Origin of the sequence: Stenotrophomonas sp. TWI273, from assembly GCF_039674765.1 — a bacterium.
Lineage (GTDB): Bacteria > Pseudomonadota > Gammaproteobacteria > Xanthomonadales > Xanthomonadaceae > Stenotrophomonas.
In genome coordinates this window covers 388,779-410,218 of sequence record NZ_JBDJOA010000001.1, presented here as the reverse complement: position 1 = coordinate 410,218, position 21,440 = coordinate 388,779, and the positions used below count along the sequence as shown (strand labels likewise).

General features: G+C 67.0%; 17 protein-coding genes. 10 read left to right on the top strand and 7 right to left on the bottom strand.

Translation table 11 applies throughout. The features are described from left to right. The first annotated feature begins 1 nt into the window (after position 1). The 4 genes from greA to ABE571_RS01645 all read left to right on the top strand — a co-directional run bounded on the left by greA (position 2) and on the right by ABE571_RS01645 (position 3,849). Positions 2 to 466 carry a transcription elongation factor GreA gene (greA, locus tag ABE571_RS01660; RefSeq protein WP_026069738.1) on the top strand — a complete coding sequence of 155 codons (465 nt, stop codon included), beginning with the start codon at positions 2 to 4 and terminating at the stop codon, positions 464 to 466. A gap of 5 nt (positions 467 to 471) precedes the next feature. Further along, positions 472 to 1,392 carry a phosphoglycerate mutase gene (locus ABE571_RS01655; RefSeq protein ID WP_346493060.1) on the top strand — a complete coding sequence of 307 codons (921 nt, stop codon included), beginning with the start codon at positions 472 to 474 and terminating at the stop codon, positions 1,390 to 1,392. 155 nt (positions 1,393 to 1,547) lie between these two features. Next, on the top strand, positions 1,548 to 3,212 hold the full coding sequence (gene recJ / locus ABE571_RS01650; protein WP_313212712.1) for a single-stranded-DNA-specific exonuclease RecJ: 1,665 nt from the start codon (positions 1,548 to 1,550) through the stop codon (positions 3,210 to 3,212). Beyond that, positions 3,205 to 3,849 (top strand): hypothetical protein, encoded by a 645-nt coding sequence (locus ABE571_RS01645; protein WP_346462204.1) that lies wholly within the window; start codon positions 3,205 to 3,207, stop codon positions 3,847 to 3,849. Before recJ ends, ABE571_RS01645 begins: the two co-directional genes overlap by 8 nt. Positions 3,850 to 3,888: 39 nt before the next feature. On the opposite strand, the gene ABE571_RS01640 is transcribed toward ABE571_RS01645, so the two are convergent. After that, positions 3,889 to 4,938, bottom strand: coding sequence for a DUF1176 domain-containing protein (locus ABE571_RS01640; protein ID WP_346493059.1), 1,050 nt, complete (start codon positions 4,936 to 4,938; stop codon positions 3,889 to 3,891). 148 nt (positions 4,939 to 5,086) lie between these two features. Here ABE571_RS01640 and ABE571_RS01635 point away from each other — a divergent pair, with 148 nt between their 5' ends. Further along, positions 5,087 to 7,966, top strand: a complete 2,880-nt coding sequence (locus ABE571_RS01635; RefSeq protein WP_346493058.1) for a VIT domain-containing protein — start codon at positions 5,087 to 5,089, stop codon at positions 7,964 to 7,966. Here the strand turns inward: ABE571_RS01635 and ABE571_RS01630 are convergent. After that, positions 7,905 to 8,918 (bottom strand): phosphatase PAP2 family protein, encoded by a 1,014-nt coding sequence (locus tag ABE571_RS01630; protein WP_346493057.1) that lies wholly within the window; start codon positions 8,916 to 8,918, stop codon positions 7,905 to 7,907. The two genes, ABE571_RS01635 and ABE571_RS01630, sit on opposite strands and share 62 nt — an antisense overlap. Before the next feature lie 190 nt (positions 8,919 to 9,108). Here ABE571_RS01630 and ABE571_RS01625 point away from each other — a divergent pair, with 190 nt between their 5' ends. Beyond that, positions 9,109 to 9,978, top strand: coding sequence for a LytTR family DNA-binding domain-containing protein (locus tag ABE571_RS01625; RefSeq protein ID WP_313218226.1), 870 nt, complete (start codon positions 9,109 to 9,111; stop codon positions 9,976 to 9,978). A 50-nt stretch (positions 9,979 to 10,028) separates the two neighbouring features. Here the strand turns inward: ABE571_RS01625 and ABE571_RS01620 are convergent, their stop codons facing one another. Continuing rightward, the gene (locus tag ABE571_RS01620; RefSeq protein WP_313212485.1) at positions 10,029 to 10,778 is read right to left on the bottom strand and encodes a M48 family metallopeptidase; all 750 of its coding nucleotides are present in this window, start codon (positions 10,776 to 10,778) and stop codon (positions 10,029 to 10,031) included. A 204-nt stretch (positions 10,779 to 10,982) separates the two neighbouring features. Between ABE571_RS01620 and prfB the strand changes: the two genes are divergently transcribed. The 4 genes from prfB (at position 10,983) to ABE571_RS01600 (ending at position 17,268) form a co-directional block, all read left to right on the top strand. Further along, positions 10,983 to 12,108 (top strand): peptide chain release factor 2 gene (gene prfB / locus ABE571_RS01615; protein WP_346462210.1). Its coding sequence is split into 2 segments (ribosomal slippage): positions 10,983 to 11,057 and positions 11,059 to 12,108, totalling 1,125 coding nucleotides; the frame shifts between segments, so codons are not numbered across the junction. Between the two features lie 125 nt (positions 12,109 to 12,233). Then, positions 12,234 to 13,751: a lysine--tRNA ligase gene (gene lysS / locus ABE571_RS01610; protein ID WP_176989075.1), complete on the top strand. Its 1,518-nt coding sequence runs from the start codon at positions 12,234 to 12,236 to the stop codon at positions 13,749 to 13,751. A gap of 201 nt (positions 13,752 to 13,952) precedes the next feature. Next, positions 13,953 to 15,092, top strand: coding sequence for a two-component system response regulator (locus ABE571_RS01605; protein ID WP_313218230.1), 1,140 nt, complete (start codon positions 13,953 to 13,955; stop codon positions 15,090 to 15,092). A gap of 1 nt (position 15,093) precedes the next feature. Then, positions 15,094 to 17,268, top strand: a complete 2,175-nt coding sequence (locus tag ABE571_RS01600) for an ATP-binding protein (protein ID WP_313212482.1) — start codon at positions 15,094 to 15,096, stop codon at positions 17,266 to 17,268. A 50-nt stretch (positions 17,269 to 17,318) separates the two neighbouring features. Here the strand turns inward: ABE571_RS01600 and ABE571_RS01595 are convergent, their stop codons facing one another. The 4 genes from ABE571_RS01595 to ABE571_RS01580 all read right to left on the bottom strand — a co-directional run bounded on the left by ABE571_RS01595 (position 17,319) and on the right by ABE571_RS01580 (position 21,259). Continuing rightward, on the bottom strand, positions 17,319 to 18,188 hold the full coding sequence (locus ABE571_RS01595; protein WP_313212481.1) for a crotonase/enoyl-CoA hydratase family protein: 870 nt from the start codon (positions 18,186 to 18,188) through the stop codon (positions 17,319 to 17,321). 158 nt (positions 18,189 to 18,346) lie between these two features. Further along, the gene (locus tag ABE571_RS01590) at positions 18,347 to 20,023 is read right to left on the bottom strand and encodes a long-chain fatty acid--CoA ligase (RefSeq protein ID WP_346493056.1); all 1,677 of its coding nucleotides are present in this window, start codon (positions 20,021 to 20,023) and stop codon (positions 18,347 to 18,349) included. A gap of 199 nt (positions 20,024 to 20,222) precedes the next feature. Continuing rightward, a complete protein-coding gene (locus ABE571_RS01585) occupies positions 20,223 to 20,888 on the bottom strand; it encodes a hypothetical protein (RefSeq protein WP_346462211.1) in 666 nt (221 codons plus the stop codon). Then, complete coding sequence (locus ABE571_RS01580) at positions 20,888 to 21,259, bottom strand: type II toxin-antitoxin system prevent-host-death family antitoxin (RefSeq protein WP_313218235.1); 372 nt, start codon at positions 21,257 to 21,259, stop codon at positions 20,888 to 20,890. The genes ABE571_RS01585 and ABE571_RS01580 overlap by 1 nt, the downstream gene beginning before the upstream one ends. Positions 21,260 to 21,440 lie beyond the last annotated feature (181 nt).

Genomic DNA, 21,440 nt, shown 5'->3' with positions numbered 1-21,440 from the left:
GATCACCCTGAAGGGCGCGCAGCGTCTGCGCGAAGAGCTTGACCACCTGAAGTCGGTCAAGCGCCCGAAGGTCATCGCGGCGATCGCCGAGGCACGCGAGCACGGCGATCTCAAGGAGAACGCCGAGTATCACGCCGCGCGCGAGGAGCAGGGCTTCATCGAAGGCCGCATCAAGCAGCTGGAAGGTGAGCTGTCGCATGCCGAGATCATCGACATCACCAAGCTCAACGCCGGCAGCAAGGTGGTGTTCGGCGCCACCGTCGAGCTGTCGGACGTGGAAAGCGATGAAGAAAAGCGCTACCAGATCGTGGGTGACCTGGAAGCGGACATCAAGCTGGGCCTGATCGCGATCTCCTCGCCGCTGGCGCGTGCCTTGATCGGCAAGTTGGAAGGCGATGCGGTCACCATCGACGCACCGGCCGGCCAGCGCGAGTACGAAATCGTCAGCGTCCAGTACCTGGACTGACGGCGATGGCCACGGCGACGTTGTTGCTGCCGGCACGCAGCCGGTTTCCGGCGGCGCCGTTGCCCGATGACGTCGCCAACGCGCTGGGGCGTGCGCAGCGCCGCAGCGCCGAGGCAGGCGAACGCGCCCAGCTGCGTCGGCATTTCCAGACGCAGCCGGACGCGTGGTCTGCCGCCGCCCTGACCCGCCAGCTGGATGTCGGCGATGCCGACGGGGCGGTGTGGCTGCGGGCCGATCCGGCCAACGTGGTGCCGGACATGCACGGTGCTCGCCTGATGGGGCACGGGGATACCCTGCGTCCCGATCTGGCCGATGTCATGCACCTGCTTCCGGCGTTGCAGCCGTTGTTTGCCGGGTTCGGTTTCGTGCTGGATGCCCCGGTGCCGTCACGCTGGTACCTGCGCCTGCCGCCAGGCACCACGCTGCCCGTCTTCGCCGAGCCCGATGAAGTGCTCGGCGATGATCTGTTTGCCCATCTGCCTGAAGGCGATGCGGGCCGCCGCTGGCGCGCCCTGCTGACCGAAGCGCAGGTGGTGTTGCACCAGCACGAGTGGAACCAGCAGCGCGTGGCTGACGGCAAACGTGCGATCAACTCGTTGTGGTTCTGGGGCGGCGGTGAGCTGCCGGAGCGCGTGACCACCGCGCATGCCCAGGTCCGCAGCCGCGATGCGCTGCTGCAGGCGCTGGCCAAGGCCGCGGGTCTGCAGGCCGATGGCGAGCAGACCGTGGATGCCCTGGTGGACCTGCGTCAGCTGCGTTCACTGGAACAGTTGGGCAATGAGGCGATCCGCCCGTTGCTGGCGGCGATCGCCCGTGGGGAATTGAAGCGGCTGGTGCTGGATTTCGAGGACGGCGCCCGCGTGGAGATCGACAAGACCCAGCGCTGGCGGTTCTGGAAGAAGCCGGTGCAGTTGCACGACCTCTGAGTGCGACGATCGGCAGCCGGCCAGCGGCCGGCTCTACCCATGGCAGGGCGGTATCATGGTCACGCACGTCATCGATCGAGCCCGTTTTGACCCAGTCTGAAGCACCCCGTATCCAGCGCCGTCCTGCCGCCGCCGTCGGCGAGTGGCCGTCCTCCATGTTGCCGCTGCTGCAGCGCCTGTACGCCGCGCGCGGGGTGACCGATGCCGCGCAGGCCCAGCCGAAGCTGGCCCAGCTGCATGCGCCGGATCTGCTGGGCAGCATGCAGGCCGCGGTAGCGCTGCTGGCCGATGCGATCGCCACCAACGAACGCATCCTGATCGTCGGCGATTTCGACTGCGATGGCGCCACCGCCTGTGCGGTCGGGGTGCGCGGCCTGCGCATGCTCGGCGCGCGCGATGTGGTGCACGCGGTGCCCAACCGCATGCTGCATGGCTATGGGCTGTCGCCATCGCTGGTGGCCGAGCTGGCCCCGCTCAATCCGGGTCTGCTGGTCACGGTCGACCATGGCATCGCCTGCCACGCTGGCGTCAATGCGGCCAAGGCACTCGGCTGGAAGGTGCTGGTCACCGACCACCATCTGCCGGGCGAACATCTGCCGCCGGCCGATGCCATCGTCGACCCCAACATCAGCGGCGATGCCTTCCCGAGCAAGGCGTTGGCCGGCGTCGGGGTGATCTTCTATGTATTGATGGCCCTGCGCCGCCACCTGCGCGAGCAGGGCGCGTTTGCCACGACGCCAGAGCCGGATCTGCTGACCCTGCTGGACCTGGTCGCGGTGGGTACGGTCGCCGATCTGGTCGCGCTGGATGACAACAACCGCGCCCTGGTCTCGGCCGGCCTGCGCCGGCTGCGCAACGGGCAGGGGTGCGTGGGGCTGCAGGCGTTGATCGAGGCCAGCGGGCGTGACGCCTCGCGGCTGACCGGCAGTGACATCGGTTTCGCGCTCGGCCCACGTTTGAACGCGGCCGGCCGGCTGGAAGACATGGCGCTGGGCATCGAGCTGTTGCTCACCGAAGACCGTGCCCACGCGCGTGAGATCGCCACGACGCTGGAATCGATCAACACCGAGCGCCGCGCCGTCCAGCAGCTGATGACCGACGACGCCGAACTGGCGGTGTCGCGGGCGGTGCTCAGTGCCGAGGGCGTGCGCCCGGTCGCCGCCTGCCTGTTCGATGCCGAATGGCATCCCGGCGTGGTCGGGCTGGTGGCTTCCAAGATGAAGGATCGCCTGCACCGGCCGGTGATCGCGTTCGCACCTTCAGAGCCCGGCGGCGACTCGCTGCGTGGCTCGGCGCGCTCGATCCCCGGCTTCCATATCCGTGACGCGCTGGCCTTGGTCAACGCGGCGCACCCGGGCCTGATCGATAAATTCGGTGGCCACGCCATGGCCGCCGGCCTCAGTCTGCCGCACGCGCAGTTGGCCGCGTTCGAGCAGGCCTTCGTGGAGGTGGTGGAGCGCACGCTCGATCCGCTGTCGTTGCAGCAGCTGCTGCTGACCGATGGCGAGCTGTTGCCGCAGGAACTGGATTTCGCCCATGCCGAGGCGCTGCGCCTGGCCGGGCCGTGGGGGCAGGGCTTCCCCGAGCCACTGTTCGATGGTCACTTCCAGGTGGCGCGCTGGCAGGTGCTCAAAGAGAAACATCTCAAGCTGAGCCTGCGCGTGCCGGGCCGCCCCGAGCCGGTCAGCGCCATCCACTTCAGCGGCTGGACCGGCAATGCGCCGGCCAACCACGTCCATATCGCCTACCGGCTGGTCAGCGATGACTACCGGGGCGGTGGCGCGATCCAGCTGATCGTGGAGCACTGCGCGGATGCCTGACCTGAGCCGCACCGCGCAGACCCACATGCGCCTGTCGCCTACCGAACGCTTCGATCTGCAGAGTCGCATCGTGCTGCAGGGTGACGAGACCGCACGCACCGAACTCTCCGCCCGCGAGGGCTTCGAATTCCCGGACCTGGAAGGCTCGCGCCAAAGTGTGGCGTGGCTGCTGCGGCAGGAACTGGCCGCACGGATCGAGGGCGGAGACGGCGCGTCCACCGGTCCGATCACCGTCGACGATGCGGTTGCCGCGGTGATGGCGCGGCTACGCCGGACCCGCTGCGTGGCCACGGCCTACCAGCCCTCGGACGACCCGGATGACTACCGGGATGCCGACGATCAGACCGGTACGCTGGCCTACACCTGCCACCTGCCCGATGCCGCCGCGTTGCGTCCCGCGCATGCAGCGCTGCGCGCGGCCCAGGACGGCCCGGATCGGCATCAGGCCGCGCAACGTCTGCTTGTCGCTTACGTCGAACACCTCTCCAGCGCACCGGACAGGCCTGTGCACGCACATCACGCCGTAGTCTCGCGCCCGTACTCGGCCGACCACGCCGTGATGCAGAGCATGGCGGTCATGGAGACGATCCTGCCCGCGCTGTTCCCGTTCGACGGCTGGGAAGACGGCGACGACTGAGCATCGCCGGGCCAACGGTGATCGCGTCGATCGAGTGGTTCATTCCTGCACCTTGGTCACCAGTGTCGGCATCTCCCAGGCGCCGCCAGCGGCGACCAGGCGGCACAGCCCGGTGCTGCTCTCTTCCGTCTTGACGAACTGCGTGCCGGTCCAGCCCCAGGTGGTGGAGTACCAGCAATCGCCAAGGCCACGGCCTTTGTGCGCCTCCTGGATGGTGCGCACCTCATCACCGACCGCTGCCGTGGTGACCAGCCGCGGCTGGTACGGCGCGCGGTCGTTGATCACCCAGTAGCCGTCACCGGTGTTGTACGCGCCGCGCCAGCAGCTCAGCGAGACCAGCAGTTTGTCGGCACTGAGCCGCTGCACCGTCAGCGCTTCGGGTTCCTCGCCGGGCGACACGCTGCCGCTGGGTCCCAGCGCTTCGCAATCGTCGGTTGAAGTCACTGCTGCGAGGGCGGCACGCAGCGCCGGCGATGCGGCCAGCGCGGTATCCGCCGGGCGGGTGGCCACCGGCTTGCCCAGCTGCACGACCGGCACCGGCAGTGCGGGCGGCACCGAGGATTCGGCGAGCGTGCCCTTGCGCATCAACGCGCCGGGTGTGCCAAGGCGACCCTGGAACGCATCCATCTTCAACAGCACGGCCGAGGCGCCCTGATCAGAGACCGTCCAGCGCGCGCCATCGTCGCCGATCAGCTCGATGCGGCTGTTGCGTGTCAGTGAGGCGAGCAGGGCAGCGAGCTGCTTGGCGGAAAAAGTAGCGGTGCCATCGGCGGCATCGAACTGCATCGGGCCCAGCGAAGTGCCGTTGATCTGCAGGCTGAGCCGCTGGGTGGCGGTGTTGTCGTCGTACTGGCCCAGCATCAGTTCGGCCTGCACCGGCTGGTCCGGCCCGCCGGGACGGGTGAGCAGGATCGAGACCGGGTCGCCGCCATTGTCATCGGCCTGGTAACCGGCGGCGCGACAGGCACGGGTGTTGTCGCAGGCCAGCGTCCAGTCGTGGTGGGTGAACGTCACGCCCTCGACGGGCGCGGCGGCGTAACCGGGCAGGGCGAGCCCCATCAACAGCGGGGCGGTCAACAACAGGCGCATGCGGCAACCTTGGTCCATCAATCCGTGGAGGGCGATCTTGGCCCAGCGCGGGTGAGGCGTCCATGACCGGAACAGGCGATTGCCGCCGCTCAACCCCGTTCTCTTGTGCCGTGCGTTCAATGGAGTGTCATCGGATCAGGAGCGTCACATGGGACTCGCACTGCGCAGTATCGGTCTGCTTGCGCTGCTGTGCTGGCAGCTGCCCAGCGCCCACGCACAGGCGCGGCGTTTCCCGCCGCCACGGCCGCCGATCCTGCAGGTCGCTGGCGCCGAGGTGCCGGTGCGGCTGACCGAGGCCCGTATCGACAGCCGTGTCATGGCGGGGCTGGGTGAAACCACGATCGAGCTGACCTTCCACAATCCCAATGCGCGGGTGCTGGAAGGGCAGTTGGCGTTCCCGCTGGCTGGGGGCCAACAGGTGGCCGGGTTCGCACTGGATATCGATGGTGAGCTGCGCGACGCGGTGCCAGTCCCCAAGGCGCAGGGTCGCCAGGTATTCGAGGCGATCGAACGCGGCCAGGTTGACCCAGGGCTGCTGGAACAGACCGCCGGCAATCAGTTCCGGCTGCGGCTCTATCCCATCCCGGCGCGTGGTGAGCGTCGCGTCCGTCTGGTGCTGCGCGACAGCCTGCCGACCGTCCCGCAGGGCCTGCAGTGGTCACTGCCCGTGTTCTTTGCGCGCCAGGCCGAGCAGGTAACGGTGACGCTGGAGGCCACCGGGACGGGCAAGCCGGTCGCCGTGGGCATCAATCCACTCGCGTTCACGTTGAAGGCCGGTGCCTACGCGGCGCAGTGGCAGGGGCGGGGCGCCGATCTGCCTGCCCAACTGCAATGGAGCCTGCCGCTCGCGCGCAGCACTGACGTGGTCACCGGCCTGCATGAGGGGCAGCGCTATCTGCTGGCCAGCGTGCCGGTGCGTGCATCCACCGCGCCACGTGTCCTGCCTCGGCGCATCGGCCTGCTCTGGGATGCATCGGGCTCGGCAGGGTCACGCGACCGCGCGGTCGAACTGGCGGTACTGGATCGGTACTTCCAGGCCCTCGGCACTGGCCAGGTCCAATTGACGGTGCTGCGTGACCGCAGCGAAACGCCGCGGCAGTTCCCGGTGTCCCAAGGCGACTGGTCAGCACTGCGCGAGTACCTGCGGGCACTGCCCAACGATGGCGCCAGTGCACTGGGCGACTGGACCCCCAACCCGGCCATCGGCGAGTACCTTCTGGTCAGCGATGGCCTGGCCAACTACGGCAGCCAGACGCTGCCCACGCTGTCGCCCGATCAACGCCTGTATGCGCTGAGCAGCGCCGGCGCGAAGACCGACACACCGCGCCTGCGCGCGTGGACCAGCGCCCATCATGGCCAGCTGCTGCAGGTGAGCAGCGAGGCGGAGGTGCCAGGCGTGATGCCGCTGCTGCTCCAGCAGCCGGTCGAGGTTGCCGAGGTGCGGGCACGTGGCGTGGAGGACGTGAACGTGGATGCCTCCAGCGCAACGCAGGGTTGGATCCGCGTCACCGGCCGCGTGCTGCGTCCCGATGCGACGGTGCTGCTGTCTCTTCGCGGTGGCGGCAGCGATCCGCAGCCGATCACCCTCAGCGTCGCGAACGCACGTGGGGTGGAAGGCGGCCTGGTCGCCCACGCATGGGCGAATGCCCGCTTGGCCGCACTGGCGGCGGACCCGGGCGGGGCGCAGGCATCCAAGGCGTTGTCGCAGCAGTTCGGAGTGGTGACCGCCGATACCTCGCTGCTGGTTCTTGAAACGCTGGAGGACTACCTGCGTTACGGTATCCGGCCGCCTGCACCCTTGCGTGCGGCCTACGACCAGCGCCATGCAGTGACGGTGGCGGACCTGGCAAGCGAGCGGAAACGCCGCCTGGATGGCATCGCCCGCCAGTTCGCCGAACGCGAGCAGTGGTGGAATACCCGCTGGCCCAAGGATGCGCCACCGCGGCCCAAGCCGGACGTGCACGCCGTCGCCGCGCCAGTCGCCATGGCGATGGCCGCGCCACCGCCGGCACCTGCGGCGCCGATGGCGCTGGACCGTGTCGAGCTGACTGCCTCGGCGGTTGCCGATCAGGCAGAGGCCACCACTGAACGTCGCGCCAAGTCGGCACCCAAGGCCAACAGCGGCCAGATCACACTGACGCTGGCGCCGTGGGCACCGGATTCGGCCTATGCACGCCGCCTGCGCGATGCCAAGCCGGCGCAGCTGTATCCGCTGTATCTGCAGGAGCGCGAACAGCACGCCGGCAGCAGCGCCTTCTATCTGGACGTGGCCGATCTCCTGCTGGCCAGCGGACAGCGCGACCTGGCCCTGCGCGTGCTCTCCAACCTGGCCGAGATGGAACTGGAAAACCGACACGTGCTGCGCGTGCTCGGCTACCGCCTGATGCAGGCCAAGGCGCCGGCACTGGCCGTGCCGGTGTTCCGCCAGGTGCTGGCGATGGGCGAGGAGGAGCCGCAGAGTTTCCGTGACCTGGGTCTGGCGCTCGAAGCGGCGGGGGAGTACCAGGCGGCGGTGGCATCGCTGTATGAAGTGGTGGTGCGTCCGTGGGATGGCCGCTTCGACGGCATCTCGCTGATCGCGCTGGATGAACTGACCCGGCTGATCGCGCGCGAGCGCGTCGACGCCTCGGCCATCGATCCGCGCTTGCGCCGTGCGATGCCGCTGGACCTGCGCGTGGTGCTGAGCTGGGACAGCGACAACAGCGACATGGACCTGTGGGTCACCGATCCCAATGGCGAGCGCGCCTACTACGGCAACCGGCTGACCTACCAGGGCGGGCAGATGTCGCAGGACTTCACCGGCGGCTATGGCCCGGAGCAGTTTTCGTTGCGTGATGCCAAGCCCGGCACCTACAAGATCGAAGCGAACTACTTCGGCAGCCGCGAGCAGCTGGTCACCGGCGCCACCACGTTGATGCTGCGCTTGAGCACCAAGTGGGGCAGCCGCGACCAGCGCGACCAGCAGGTCACGTTGCGCTTGAAGGACCAGGCGGAGACGGTGCTGGTCGGGGAGTTCGAGGTGAAGTGAGCGGCCAATACCCCGCCAAGGCGATGCCGCCGATGAAGATCGCCGCGTTGCCGATGGCGTTCAACACTACCTCCACCACCGCCGTGTCCGGCAGTGCCAGTGCAGTGGCAACCGCCTCCAGTACCGGGCTGATGACGAGATACAGCCCGATCACGGCGAGTACCCGCCCGATCCGCTGCCACGGTGTCTGCGGATTCACCGGCCAGCCGCGCGAGTCCAGGAAGGCGAAGACCAGCAGCAGCCCCAGATACCGCCCCGCGCTGTCTGGCGGGACGAATTCGGTCGTCAGCGCCGCTGCCGTCACGCCGACGCCGAGGGCGGCGAGGATGAGGTGGCGGGTTCGATTGCGGCGCGCGGGCGCTGGCAGGCACTGCCAGGCAAGCCAGCCCAAGGCCATCCCGACCAGCCAGCCGCCCAGCACATCGGACAGGAAATGCCGCCCCAGGTACATCCGAGACAGCGCCATCAGTAACGGCCAGCCGATCAGCAGCGCGAGCCGCCAGCCGCGGCTGCGGATGCCGAAGCACAGCACGAGAGCCGTCATCGCCGCTGTGGCTACGCCCACATGCCCGCTGATGAACCCATAGTCCGGCTCCGGCTGCGCACGCAACGCTGCAATGGCTTCATCGGTCGGCAGCGACCAGAACGCTCCGGCAGCGCCATCGGCCACCAGCGCCTGGCCCGGGCGGCCCTTGTCCAGCACGTGGATGTCGACATCGCTGGGACGGGGCAGCGCAGCACCCTGCTTGATCGCGTGCGTGGCCATCGACATCAGCAGTACCGCCATCATGATGCCCAACCCCGCGCGCAGACGTATCCCGAAGCTGCAGACCACGATCAACAGCACGTACGCCCACTCGTAGCCCAGCGTGCTGACGACGCGCATCAGCGGCAACATCCACGCCGCATCGAAGAACGACTGCAGCCACACATGCCAATGGGTCTGGAACATCCGTATTCCTCAGTGCCGGGCCACCGCCCGCGGGACCGGCAACGATACCGGCTGCCGGCGCAGTCCGAACAGTGGGCGCAACCAGCCGACGCCGCGCCAAGTGACGAATGGCGGTCGCCAGGGGACGGGTGGGGCGCACTACCATGGCCTGATGAGTCAGGCTGACGACCCTTTGCAAATGGATGATTCAATGGCGAACGGACGTGCCGCGCGGTGGCGGCCGGGTGCGCGGATGCTGGTGTGGTCGGTGATCCTGCTGACTACCGCGGTGGCCAATGCGCTGGTGGAAGTGATGGATGCGGGCCGCCGTGGCGAAGACCTGGGCCTGTGGCAGCCGATGATCTGGGAGTTGAGCAGCGTCGCGATGATCCTGCTGACGTTGCCGGTCCTGTGGTGGGGCTGCCAGCGTTGGCCGCTGCACGCCGATACCTGGAAGCGACGGCTGCCGCTGTATCTGCTGGCCAGCGTGGCGTGGTCGCTGGTGCATGTGACCGGGATGATGGGGCTGCGCCATCTCGCCTATGCCGCGCTCGGCTACCACTATCAGGACGATGCCACCTGGCCGGTACGCCTGATGTACGAGTACCTCAAGGATGTCCGTGCCTTCTTCAGCTTCGTGGCGATCGAGCACTTCTTCAGTTGGTTCGGGCGACGCCGGCAGGGCGAAGCGCATCTGCTGGCCGCGCCGGACGATGCGCCCCCGGTGGACGCGGTGGAGCGTCCGGAGCGGTTCCTGGTGCGCAAGCTGGGCCGCGACTTCCTGGTCGCCACCGGTGATATCGAGTACGCGCAGGCGGCGGGCAACTACGTCAATCTGCGGGTGCGCGGGCACGACTACCCGCTGCGCAGCACCATGGCGGCGCTGGAAGAGCGATTGGATCCGGGGATCTTCGTGCGTGCCCACCGCAGCTGGCTGGTGAACGTGCGGCACCTGGTCTCGATCGAGCCGCTGGAGGGGGGTGAGGCCCTGCTGCACATGGACGATGGCGGCCGGGTGCCGTGCAGCCGCCGGCAGCTGCCCTCATTCCGGCAGGCGCTGGCCGTGCAGGCACCGGCCTGACCTTGCCTGGCTGACCGGCACCCGGGCGGACCCGGGTGCCGGCAGGGCACTCAGCGCTTGCTGTCTTTCTTGATCATCGCGTCGATGCGCCCGGCGCGGGCTTCCGAGCCCGGGTGCGAGGACATCAGGCCGCCATCGCTGGACAGCTTGCGGAACATGCTGGCCAATGCGGCCGGGTCGTACTGGTGGCGCTTCATGAAGCGGTAGCCGTACTCGTCGGCAGCGCTCTCTTCCTTCTGCGAGAACTGCGCGTTGACGAAGCCTTCAGCCAGTTCGCCGAGCTGGCCCTGGGTCAGGGTGGCGACATTGGCATTGCCCGAGGCGGCCAGCGTGTCACGACCGGCCGAGGCCAGCAGCGCGGTGCGCATCTTGGTCTTGGAATGGCCCAGCTTGACGTGGCCGATCTCGTGACCGATCACGCCGCGCACTTCATCGTCCGAGGCCATGTCCATCAGGCCGGAGTACACGCGAACGCAGCCGTTGGCCATGGCCCAGGCGTTGACGTCTTCGGTCAGGTAGACCTTGAAGCTCAGGCTCATGCCGTCTTCATTGGCCAGGCCCTGGGTGATCTTGGCCAGACGCTGGGCATACGGGTTGTTGGCCGGGGCCACCTTGTTCTGCTGGTCCATGTAGACGCAGGCTTCGTCGGCGGCCTTGGCCACGTCCTGGTCGGACAGGGTCAACGCCTGGCCGGCCTTCAGGCCGGTGCTGGCCAGCTGCTTGAGGTCCAGGGCCGAGGCGGTGGTGGAAGCGGTCAGGCAGGCGAGAGCCAGCAGCAGGGCGGAGGATGACGTCCTCATCGGGGTAGTGCTCCATGTAGTGCGTTGGGGGACGCCGCGGGCAGGGGGCCGCGCAGCGGGGCGGAAGTCTACCGTCTGCCCGGGCGCCCGTGTTCAGCGATGTCGTTTTCCTGGCCGGAACAGGGCGATTCCCACCCCGGCCACCGCCGGAAAGCCCCGGATAGGCTATGATGGACAGTCTTTTCGCACGCATTAATCGCCGACATGATCGAGCTCAATCCTGTCCGCCAGCGCATCACCGATCTCACCGATCGCGTGCTCTCGCTCAGGGGGTATCTTTGACTACGACGCCAAGAAAGAGCGTCTGGAAGAAGTAACCCGGGAACTGGAAAACCCGGATATCTGGAACAACGCCGAGTACGCCCAGAATCTTGGCCGCGAACGCGCCAATCTGGACAAGACCGTCGGCGGCATCGCCACGATCCTCGACGGCCTGGCCGAGTCGGGCGAACTGCTGGAACTGGCCGAAAGCGAACAGGACGAAGAAACCGCCCTGGCCGTGGTCAGCGACCTGGACAAGTACCAGAAGCACGTGGAGCAGCTGGAGTTCCAGCGCATGTTCTCCGGGCAGATGGATACCGCGGCGGCCTTCGTCGACATCCAGGCCGGTGCCGGTGGTACCGAAGCCCAGGACTGGGCCGAAATCCTGCTGCGCATGTACCTGCGCTGGTGCGAATCGCGCGGCTGGAAGACCGAGCTGATGGAAGTCTCCGGCGGCGACGTCGCGGGCATCAAGTCGGCCACGCTGCGCGTGGAAGGCGATTACGCGTATGGCTGGTTGAAGACCGAAACCGGCGTGCACCGCCTGGTACGCAAGTCGCCGTTCGATTCGGACAACCGCCGCCATACCAGCTTCACCTCGGTGTTCGTGTCGCCGGAAGTCGATGACAACATCGAGATCGACATCAACCCGGCCGACCTGCGTACCGACGTGTACCGCTCCTCCGGCGCGGGTGGTCAGCACGTGAACAAGACCGAATCGGCGGTGCGTATCACGCACATCCCGACCAACACGGTCGTGGCCTGCCAGACCGGCCGCAGCCAGCACCAGAACCGCGACAACGCGATGAAGATGCTGGCCGCCAAGCTGTACGAGCTGGAAATCCAGAAGCGCAACGCCGAGCGTGACGCGGTGGAAGCCACCAAGTCCGACATCGGCTGGGGCAGCCAGATCCGCAACTACGTGCTCGACCAGAGCCGTATCAAGGACCTGCGCACCGGCATCGAACGCTCCGATACGCAGAAGGTGCTGGATGGCGACCTCGACGAATTCGTCGAAGCCAGCCTGAAGTCCGGCCTGGCCGTGGGTGCCAAACGCACCGACGCCTGACCGTCGGGGCCGCCACGCGCGGCCCCGATCCGTTGTGCCCGGGCCGCGCCCGGTTTCGCAATCCGCCCCGACCATCGGCATGATGGCGGGGACCGTACCCCCCCCGACATACATAGACCCACGCCATGAACGATCAGACCGCCGCGCCGCAGCCCCCCGTCGACGAGAACAGCCTCATCGCCGAGCGCCGCGCGAAACTGACCGCCCTGCGCGGGCAGGGCATTGCCTACCCGAACGATTTCCGCCGCGAGCACTTCGCCGGCACCCTGCAGGCCGAGTTCGCCGACGCCGAACAGTGGACCGCCGAAGCGCTGGAAGCCAGTGACCGCCAGGTCAAAATGGCCGGCCGCCTGATGGCCAAGCGCGTGATGGGCAAGGCCAGCTTCGCCCAGATCCAGGACGAGTCCGGCCGCATCCAGCTGTTCCTGCAGGGCAGCACCCTGGGCGATGCCTACACCGCCTTCAAGGGCTGGGACGTGGGCGACATCATCGCCGTCGAGGGCGGGCTGACCCGGACCAAGACCGGCGAGCTGTCGGTCAAGGCCACCAGCCTGCGCCTGCTGACCAAGTCGCTGCGCCCGCTGCCGGACAAGTGGCACGGCCTGGCCGACGTGGAGCAGCGCTATCGCCAGCGGTATGTCGACCTGATCGTGACCCCGGAGTCGCGCGAGGTGTTCATCAAGCGCTCGCGGATCATCCGCGCCATGCGCGCCTGGCTGGACAACCGCGACTTCCTGGAAGTCGAAACGCCGATGATGCATTACATCCCCGGCGGCGCCACGGCCAAGCCGTTCACCACCCACCACAACGCGCTGGACCTGGACCTGTACCTGCGCGTGGCCCCGGAGCTGTACCTCAAGCGCCTGGTCGTGGGTGGGCTGGAGCGCGTGTACGAGATCAACCGCAACTTCCGCAATGAAGGCGTCAGCACCCGCCACAACCCGGAATTCACCATGATGGAGCTGTACGAGGCCTACGCCACGTACACCGAAGTGATGGACCTGACCGAAGGCGTGATCCGTGACGTGGCCAGCAAGGTGCTGGGCACCACCACGGTGGAGTGGGATGGCGCCACCATCGACCTGGCCCCGGCCTTCCGCCGCTGGCGCATGGACGAGGCGGTGCGCCACCACAACCCGGAAATCAGTGCGGCCGACTGTACCGACCGCGATGCGCTGGTCGCCCATTGCGAGCGCCTGAAGATCCGCATCAAGCCGTCCTACGGCTGGGGCAAGCTGCTGCTGGAGATCTTCGAAGCCACCGTCGAGCACACCCTGATCCAGCCGACCTTCATCACCGACCACCCGGTCGAGGTGTCCCCGCTGGCCCGGGCCAACGATGACCAGCCGGGCTATACCGACCGCTTCGAGCTGTTCATCAACGGCAAGGAGCTGGCCAACGGGTTCTCCGAGCTGAACGATCCGGAAGACCAGGCCGCCCGTTTCCAGGCCCAGGTCACGGCGAAGGAGGGCGGTGATGACGAAGCCATGCATTACGACGCCGATTACATCCGCGCGCTGGAGTACGGCATGGCGCCGACCGGCGGCTTGGGCATCGGCATCGACCGGCTGGTGATGCTGCTGACCGGCAGCAGCTCGATCCGTGACGTGCTGCTGTTCCCGTATATGCGTCCCGAGAACTGAGACCTGGGTCCGGACGTGCTTGGGGCACGTCCGCATGGGGGTTCCGCTCCCGTGGCCGCGCGAGTATGGTTTCTGCGTGGCCTTAGCAAGGTGCTATGGCGTGATGGCCACGGACCATGACGGGTTGCAGCGGGTGCTTACATTGGCATCACACTGTGACGACGATCATGAACTGGGGTGTTCATGACGGGAGGCGGACCCATGCAAGGTGCCAGTGTGCTGAGCGGCGGAGTATCCTCTCCGCAGCATGTTCCAGTGTGGTCAAGGAAGAAGGCAGAAGCAGCCTTGAATATTGTCATCGTTGACGACCAGACGTCCGCGCGAACCATGCTGCGCCATGTCATCGAAGACATCGCGCCGGAACTGTCCGTGCACGACTTCGGCGATCCACTGACGGCGCTCGCCTGGTGCGAGTCGCATGCCGTGGATCTGCTGCTGCTCGATTACCGCATGCCGGAGATGGATGGGCTGGAGTTCGCCCGCCGGTTCCGCCGCCTGCCCAAACACCGCGACATCCCCGTGATCCTGATCACCGTGGTCGGCGATGAGCCGATCCGTCAGGCCGCGCTGGAAGCGGGGGTGATCGATTTCCTGGTCAAGCCGATCCGCCCGCGCGAACTGCGCGCGCGCTGCTACAACCTGTTGCAGCTGCGCCAGCAGTCGGAGAACGTGAAGCAGCGCGCGCTCTCGCTGGAGCAGCGGCTGCTGGCCAGCATGCATGAGGTGGAAGAGCGCGAGCGTGAGACGCTTTCGCGCCTGGCGCGTGCGATCGAGTTCCGTGATGCCGGCACCAGCGCCTACCTGGAGCGCATGGCGCACGTGGCGGGCCTGATCGCCGAGCAGCTCGGGCTGCCGGAGGAAGAGGTCAAGCTGATCGAGATGGCCGCGCCCCTGCACGACATGGGCAAGATCGCCATTCCCGATGCCGTGCTGCTCAAGCAGGGCAAGCTGAGCGAAGAGGAGCAGGCGATCATGCGCCGGCACCCGCGCATCGGTTATGAACTGTTGAGTGGCAGCCAGAACCGTTTCATCCAGGTCGGTGCGCTGATCGCGCTGCGCCACCACGAGCGCTACGACGGCAGCGGCTACCCGGATGGGCTGGTCGGCGATGCCATTCCGCTGGAAGCGCGGATCGTGGCGGTGGCCGATGTGTTCGATGCCCTGATCTCACCCCGTCCGTACAAGGAAGCATGGACCATGGAAGCCACGCTGGCTTATCTGTACGCCCAGCGTGGCCGGTTGTTCGACCCGCGTTGCGTTGATGCCCTGCTGCGCGGCCGCCTCCAGCTTGATGAGATCTGCGCACAGCACTCCACTGCGTCATCCCGCCCGGGGATGTGATATGCGTCGTCTGTACCCGCGGCTGAAGCAACGTCTGGCGCAGCGCCCGGATACCGAGCACGGCCAGGCGATCGTGCGCATCGTGCTGATCACCCTGATCCTGCTGTACGTACTGATGCCGGGGCCGCGGCACGATCTGCCGCCGGCGCAGTACCACGGCGTGCTGGCGATCGTGCTGACCGGCCTGACGCTGTCGCTGGGGCTGTTCGGCTGGCTGCTGTGGCGGCCGGGGCGCTCGGACCCGCGCCGGGTGGCCGGCATGCTGGCCGACTACGGGCTGATTGCCGCCGGGATGGTGCAGATGGGCGAGCCGCTGGCCTGGGTCTACATCGTGGTGATGTGGGTGACGGTCGGCAACGGCATGCGCTATGGCAACAACTATCTCTATGTGGCCGTGGCGATGGCCATGGTCAGCTTCGGCAGCACCGCGCTGCTGACGCCGTACTGGGAACGCAATGCCCGGCTGGCGTTCGGGCTGTGGCTGGGCCTGGCCGCGGTGCCGCTGTATTTCTCCACGCTGCTGCGCCAGTTGACCCGGGCGATGGCCGAAGCGCGCCGTGCGAGCGAGGCCAAGAGCCGCTTCCTGGCCAACATGAGTCATGAATTCCGCACGCCGCTCAACGGGCTGTCGGGCATGACCGAGTTGCTGGCCACGACCAAGCTCGATGAAGAGCAGCGCGAGTGCGTCAATACCATCCAGGCCTCCTCGCGCAGTCTGCTGGCGCTGGTGGAAGAGGTGCTGGACATCTCCGCGATCGAAGCGGGCAAGCTGCGCGTGACCGCCGAAGACTTCGCCCTGACCGATGTCATCCAGGCGATCGGGCTGATCCTGCTGCCACAGGCCAAGGCCAAGCGGCTGGATTACCGGGTCAAGGTGGCCGACACCGTGCCGCCGTTGCTGCGCGGCGATCTGGGTCACCTGCGCCAGATCCTGCTCAACATCGCCGGCAACGCGGTCAAGTTCACCGACCATGGCCGGGTCGAGATCCGCGTCGCCGTGCTCAATGCCGAATCCGATGGCGGGGTGCGCCTGCGCTTTGACATCCTCGATACCGGCATCGGCGTCGCGCCGGAAATGCGCCCACGTCTGTTCGAAGCCTTCGAGCAGGCCGATGTCAGCATGGCCCGCCGGCACGAAGGCACCGGCCTGGGTACGACCATCGCCAAAGGCCTCGTCGAGGCGATGGGCGGCGACATCGGCTATGAAGAGAATCCGCCGCAGGGCAGTCATTTCTGGTTCGAGCTGCCGTTTGCGCCGCCGCGCGTGCCGTTGGGCACGGTCACCCCGGCCCTGGTCGGCGACGGGCTGCCGGACCGCAACGGCAATGTCATCGCCTTCGCCGATCCGTTCCTGCGGCACCGCGCGCGCGTGCGCAGCATGCACATCCTGGTCGCCGATGATCACGAGGCCAACCGGATGGTACTGCAGCGCCTGCTGCAGAAAGCCGGTCACAAGGTGCTGTGCGTCAACGGCGGCGAAGCGGTGCTGGATGCGATGGCCGAGAGCGATTTCGATGCCGCCATCGTCGATCTGCACATGCCCGGCATGAGTGGCCTGGACATGCTCAAGGAGCTGCGCGTGATGCAGGCCGGGGGCGGTCCGCGCACGCCGGTGCTGGTGCTCAGCGCCGATGTCACCCCAGAGGCGATCCAGCGCTGTACCCAGGCCGGTGCGCATACTTTCCTGGCCAAGCCAGTGGTGGCCGTGCGGCTGCTGGACGTGCTGGCCGACATCGCCTCCAACGGTCAGCTCAAGGCGAGCGCGCCGATCGTGCGCACCGCCACCGTGCTCGATGGGGTGCTCGATCCAGGCGTGCTGGACGAGTTGGCCTCGCTCGGCATGGGCGATGGCTTCGAACGCGAGTTCATCCGCCAATGCCTGGCCGATGCCGAGCAATGCGTCGGCGTCGCACTGGCCGACGGCGAGCGCGCCGACTGGGTGCATTTCCGTGAGCAGGCGCATGCGATCAAGGGCGTGGCCAGCAATCTGGGCCTGGTCCGCGTGGCGAACCGTGCGGGCGACCTGATGCGCATGGCCGATTGGCAGCTCAAGAGCGAATGGCGGCAGCGCGTGACCCTGCTGCAGGCGGGCATCAAGGAAGGCCGGCAGGCACTGGATGCGCGTGCGCAGCGCAAGGCGCAGGGGCAGGCCGACGACGGCGGCGACATGCGCTGAAAAAAAGCCCGGCGGCAGCCGGGCTTGAACAACACAGGGGAGGGGAGGACTCAGGCCACGTCGAGGGTGGCGCGGCGGGTCTGGGCCTTGATCAGGCGGTCCATGGTGCGCAGCGACTTGTCGCCCAGGGCGAGTGCGGAATCGACCCACACCTTGGTGATCTCCAGCAGTTCGTCATAGCGCACGGCCTGGGCCAGGTTGCGCGCGGCATTCATCGCCAGATACGAATGCGGAATGCGCTGGTGCTGGCGGATCAGATCCTCGACCGCCTTGACGCCGTGGCCCTTGGGCACCAATACGTCGACCACGCCCATGGCATGCATCTCTTCGGAGGAGTACACGCGGCCGTCGAGGATGATCTTCTCGGCCAGCTGCGGTGCCACGCGCTTGCACAGGAACGAGTACGCGCCCATGCCCGGGAACAGGCCGAACAGCACCTCCGGCAGGCCCATGCCGCAGCCTTCTTCGGCCACGATGGTGTGGCAGGCCAGCGCCATCTCCAGGCCGCCGCCGAGCGCGTCGCCCTGGATCAGCGCGATCGAGCGCACGTCGCCACCGAAGCCGGTGTGCAGGTGGTGCACGCCTTCCACGCAGCGCTGTGCGTAGGTCAGCAGGCGGTCGCGGTTGCCCTCGCGGATCAGGCGGGTGAACAGGTCCAGATCGCCGCCCAGGTTGTAGGCGTTCGCATCGGAGGCGAGCACGAAATGCCGCAGCTTGCCGCTGTTGCGCTCGGCCGGGGTGCGGGTGATGGCGCTCATGAAATTCCACATTTCATCGAGCATGTCCTTCCGGCAGCACGGGCGGATGCCGCTGGCGGCATCGGCGTGCATGTACAGCCAATGGGCATCGTCGTTACCCGTGGTTTCGGTGCGGATGGTGGCGTAGCGGTGGTTGACGGGCAGCTTTTCAATGGTGCTCATGGCGATTTCCTCGGAGGCTGGCCCGCTGGGAGGACGGTGGGCGGCGGGCCTGACGGGTCCACACGCCGCGATCCTACACCCCCGGCATCTCACGCAATGCAAAAGGCCCCCGCCGTTGCCGGCAGGGGCCCTGTGAAGATGCAGCCGTTGGGGAACCGTTACGGCGCGGGCGTATCGCGCAGTTCGCGGCGCAGGATCTTGCCGACGTTGGTCTTCGGCAGCTCCTTGCGGAACTCCACGATGCGCGGATGCTTGTAACCGGTCAGGTTGGCACGCGCATGCTCCTTGACCATCTCGGCGGTGAGGTTGGGGTCTTTCTTGACGATGACCACCTTGACCACTTCGCCGGACTTCTCGTCGGGCACGCCGACCGCGGCGACTTCGAGCACGCCGGGCATCATCGCGATGACGTCTTCAACCTCGTTGGGATACACGTTGAAGCCGGACACCAGGATCATGTCCTTCTTGCGATCCACGATGTAGAAGAAGCCCTGCTCATCCATGCGCGCCATGTCGCCGGTGTGCAGCCAGCCCTCGGCATCGACCGCCTGTGCGGTGTCCTCCGGGCGCTGCCAGTAGCCCTTCATCACCTGCGGGCCCTTGATGCACAGCTCGCCCACTTCGCCGGCGGCCAGCGTCTTGCCGGCGTCATCCTTCACGCAGGCATCGGTGGACGGGATCGGCAGGCCGATCGCGCCGTTGTACTCGGCCAGGCTGAGCGGATTGATGCAGGCGGCCGGCGAGGTCTCGGTCAGGCCGTAGGCCTCGACCAGGGTCACGCCGGTGACCTTCTTCCAGCGCTCGGCGACGGCGCGCTGCACCGCCATGCCGCCACCCAGGGTGACCTTCAGCGAGGAGAAATCGATCTCGTCGAAGCCGGGGGTGTTGAGCAGGCCGTTGAACAGCGTGTTGACGCCGGTGATCGCGGTGAAACGGGTTGCCTTGAGCTCCTTGACGAAGCCCTTCATGTCGCGCGGGTTGGTGATCAGGTAATTGCAGCCACCGAACTTCATGAAGACCAGGCCGTTCGCCGTCAACGCGAAGATGTGGTACAGCGGCAGGGCGGTGATGATCACCTCCTTGCCCATCTCGATCCCCGAGGCGGAGATCCAGGCCGAGGCCTGCTGCATGTTGGCGACCAGGTTGCGGTTGGTCAGCATCGCGCCCTTGGCCACGCCGGTGGTGCCGCCGGTGTACTGCAGGAAGGCGACGTCGTCGTGATCGATCTCGACCTTGGGCAGGGTGTGGCGGCTGCCCAGCTTGAGCGCCTGGTTGAAGCGGATCGCGCCGCGCAGGCTGTAGTTGGGCACCATCTTCTTGATGTACTTCAGCACGAAGTTCACCACGATGCCCTTGGCGCCGAGCATGTCGCCCAGGCCGGTGGTCACCACCTGCTTGATCGGGGTGTCGGTGATGACCTGCTGCACGGTGTCGCAGAAGTTGTCGACCACCACCAGCACGGCCGCGCCGGAATCCACCAGCTGATGCTTGAGCTCGCGGGCGGTGTACAGCGGATTGACGTTGACCACGGTCAGGCCGGCCCGCAGCACGCCGAAGGTCGCGATCGGGTACTGCAGGCAGTTGGGCATCATCAGGGCAACGCGGTCGCCCTTCTTGAGCTGCAGCTCACCGAGCAGGTAGGCGGCGAACTGTTCGACCAGTGCGTCCGTTTCCCCGTAGGTCAGAACCTTGCCGAAACTGGAGTAGGCGGGGCGGTCGCGGAACTTGGCCACCGAGGTGTCGAAGACGGCCGAGACCGAATGGAACTCGTTGACGTCGATCTCGGCGGGTACGCCTTTGGGATAACTCTGCAGCCAGGGTCGTTCCAGACTCATATTCCCCCTCCAGGAAACGTGGATGATGTGATGCGATGACGGAGAGTATCCGTCGTTTCATGCCTCGGCAGCATACCGTCCCGAATGGGAAACGCGAAGGGCCGGTGAACAAAGGTGGACGCGGGGCAGCGGGGCAGGGTCGCGCCGACGATGGATGACGTTTGCAGCCGCATGTGTTCGCTCATCCGCCTATGCTCGCTCATCGCGGCGGCTCGCCAGCGCAGGCGTCGTGACACTGCAGTGCAGCTTCCAGCACCGGCACGGCCCAGTCGGGTGCCTGCCGCAATTGAGCGGCGTCATCGGCGGCGGGCCAGGTCAAACGGCCACCGTCCATCTGCAGCACAGGCTGCGGGTCGGCAACGGGCTGGCCAGGACCGGCCTCTGCACTGTTGTCGTACACCTGCAGCTGTGCCAGTGCTGGCAACAGGGTGATCAGGTTCTGCAGCGCCAACGGATAGCGGCGGTGGATGTCCGCATCGCTGATGGGGTGTCCACCGGCCGCAACGCATGCGCGCACCCGTGCGATGTGCTGCTCGGGAGAGGCCAGGCCGCAGTACCAGACCAGAACGTCATGCGTGGCGCATGCCTCGGCCAGGGTCGCGGCGATGGATTGTCCGCCCAGGGTGGTTTCGAAGGCGTGGTTGCGACGTTCGGCGATCGCGGCCTGCAATCGGGAGAAGCCTTCCTGCCACGCCTGACCATTGGCCTCGCGCTGGCTCATGCCCAGTCCGCGGCACAGCTGCCGGGCCCAGTCGTCCGGATCGAACCAGTCCAGCCCGGCCTCGCGGAGCAGGTGCCCCCCGATGGAACTCTTGCCTGCGCCGTTGACCCCTGCCAGGACGAACAGGAAGGGGCGCGCCGCCATCAGTACCCGCTGCCTGCGACTACCTTGCCCTTGAGCCCTGCCGGCTTGCGCAGCAGCGCGCGCGCGTTGGTGCCCGCCGCAGCACTGTCCAGCACGGCAAGGCGATCATCGAAGCGCTGCCGCAGGTGCTGGAGGGCCGGGGTCTGCTCGCGCAGGGAGGCCAGATCACGCTGCAGCGATACCACTTCGGCCTGCATGGCCTGGTATTGCTCGGCGGAGAGGATGACGGCCTGGGGCTCGTTGTGATTGGTCACCAGCACGGCCTGTTGTTCGCGGACGTCCTGCATGACCTTTCGCCAGTGCTCCTTCACCGTCGAGGCGGTGGTGCGGGTCAGCTCGGTGATCGGGTCGAACTTGAGCGCGTGCCGCATGCCGGTGGCTCCCTGACGGATGCCTCCAGCCTAGCTCATTGCGTACGAAATGGGATAAATATGTGATTTATGAAATTTATGAAAAATAAGATGGGGCGTTGGGACGCCTGTCCGGGGCACGCCCAAGACGCAGATTCGCGAGGATCCGGAAAGCAGCAAGGGGGCGTTGTGCCCCCTTGCT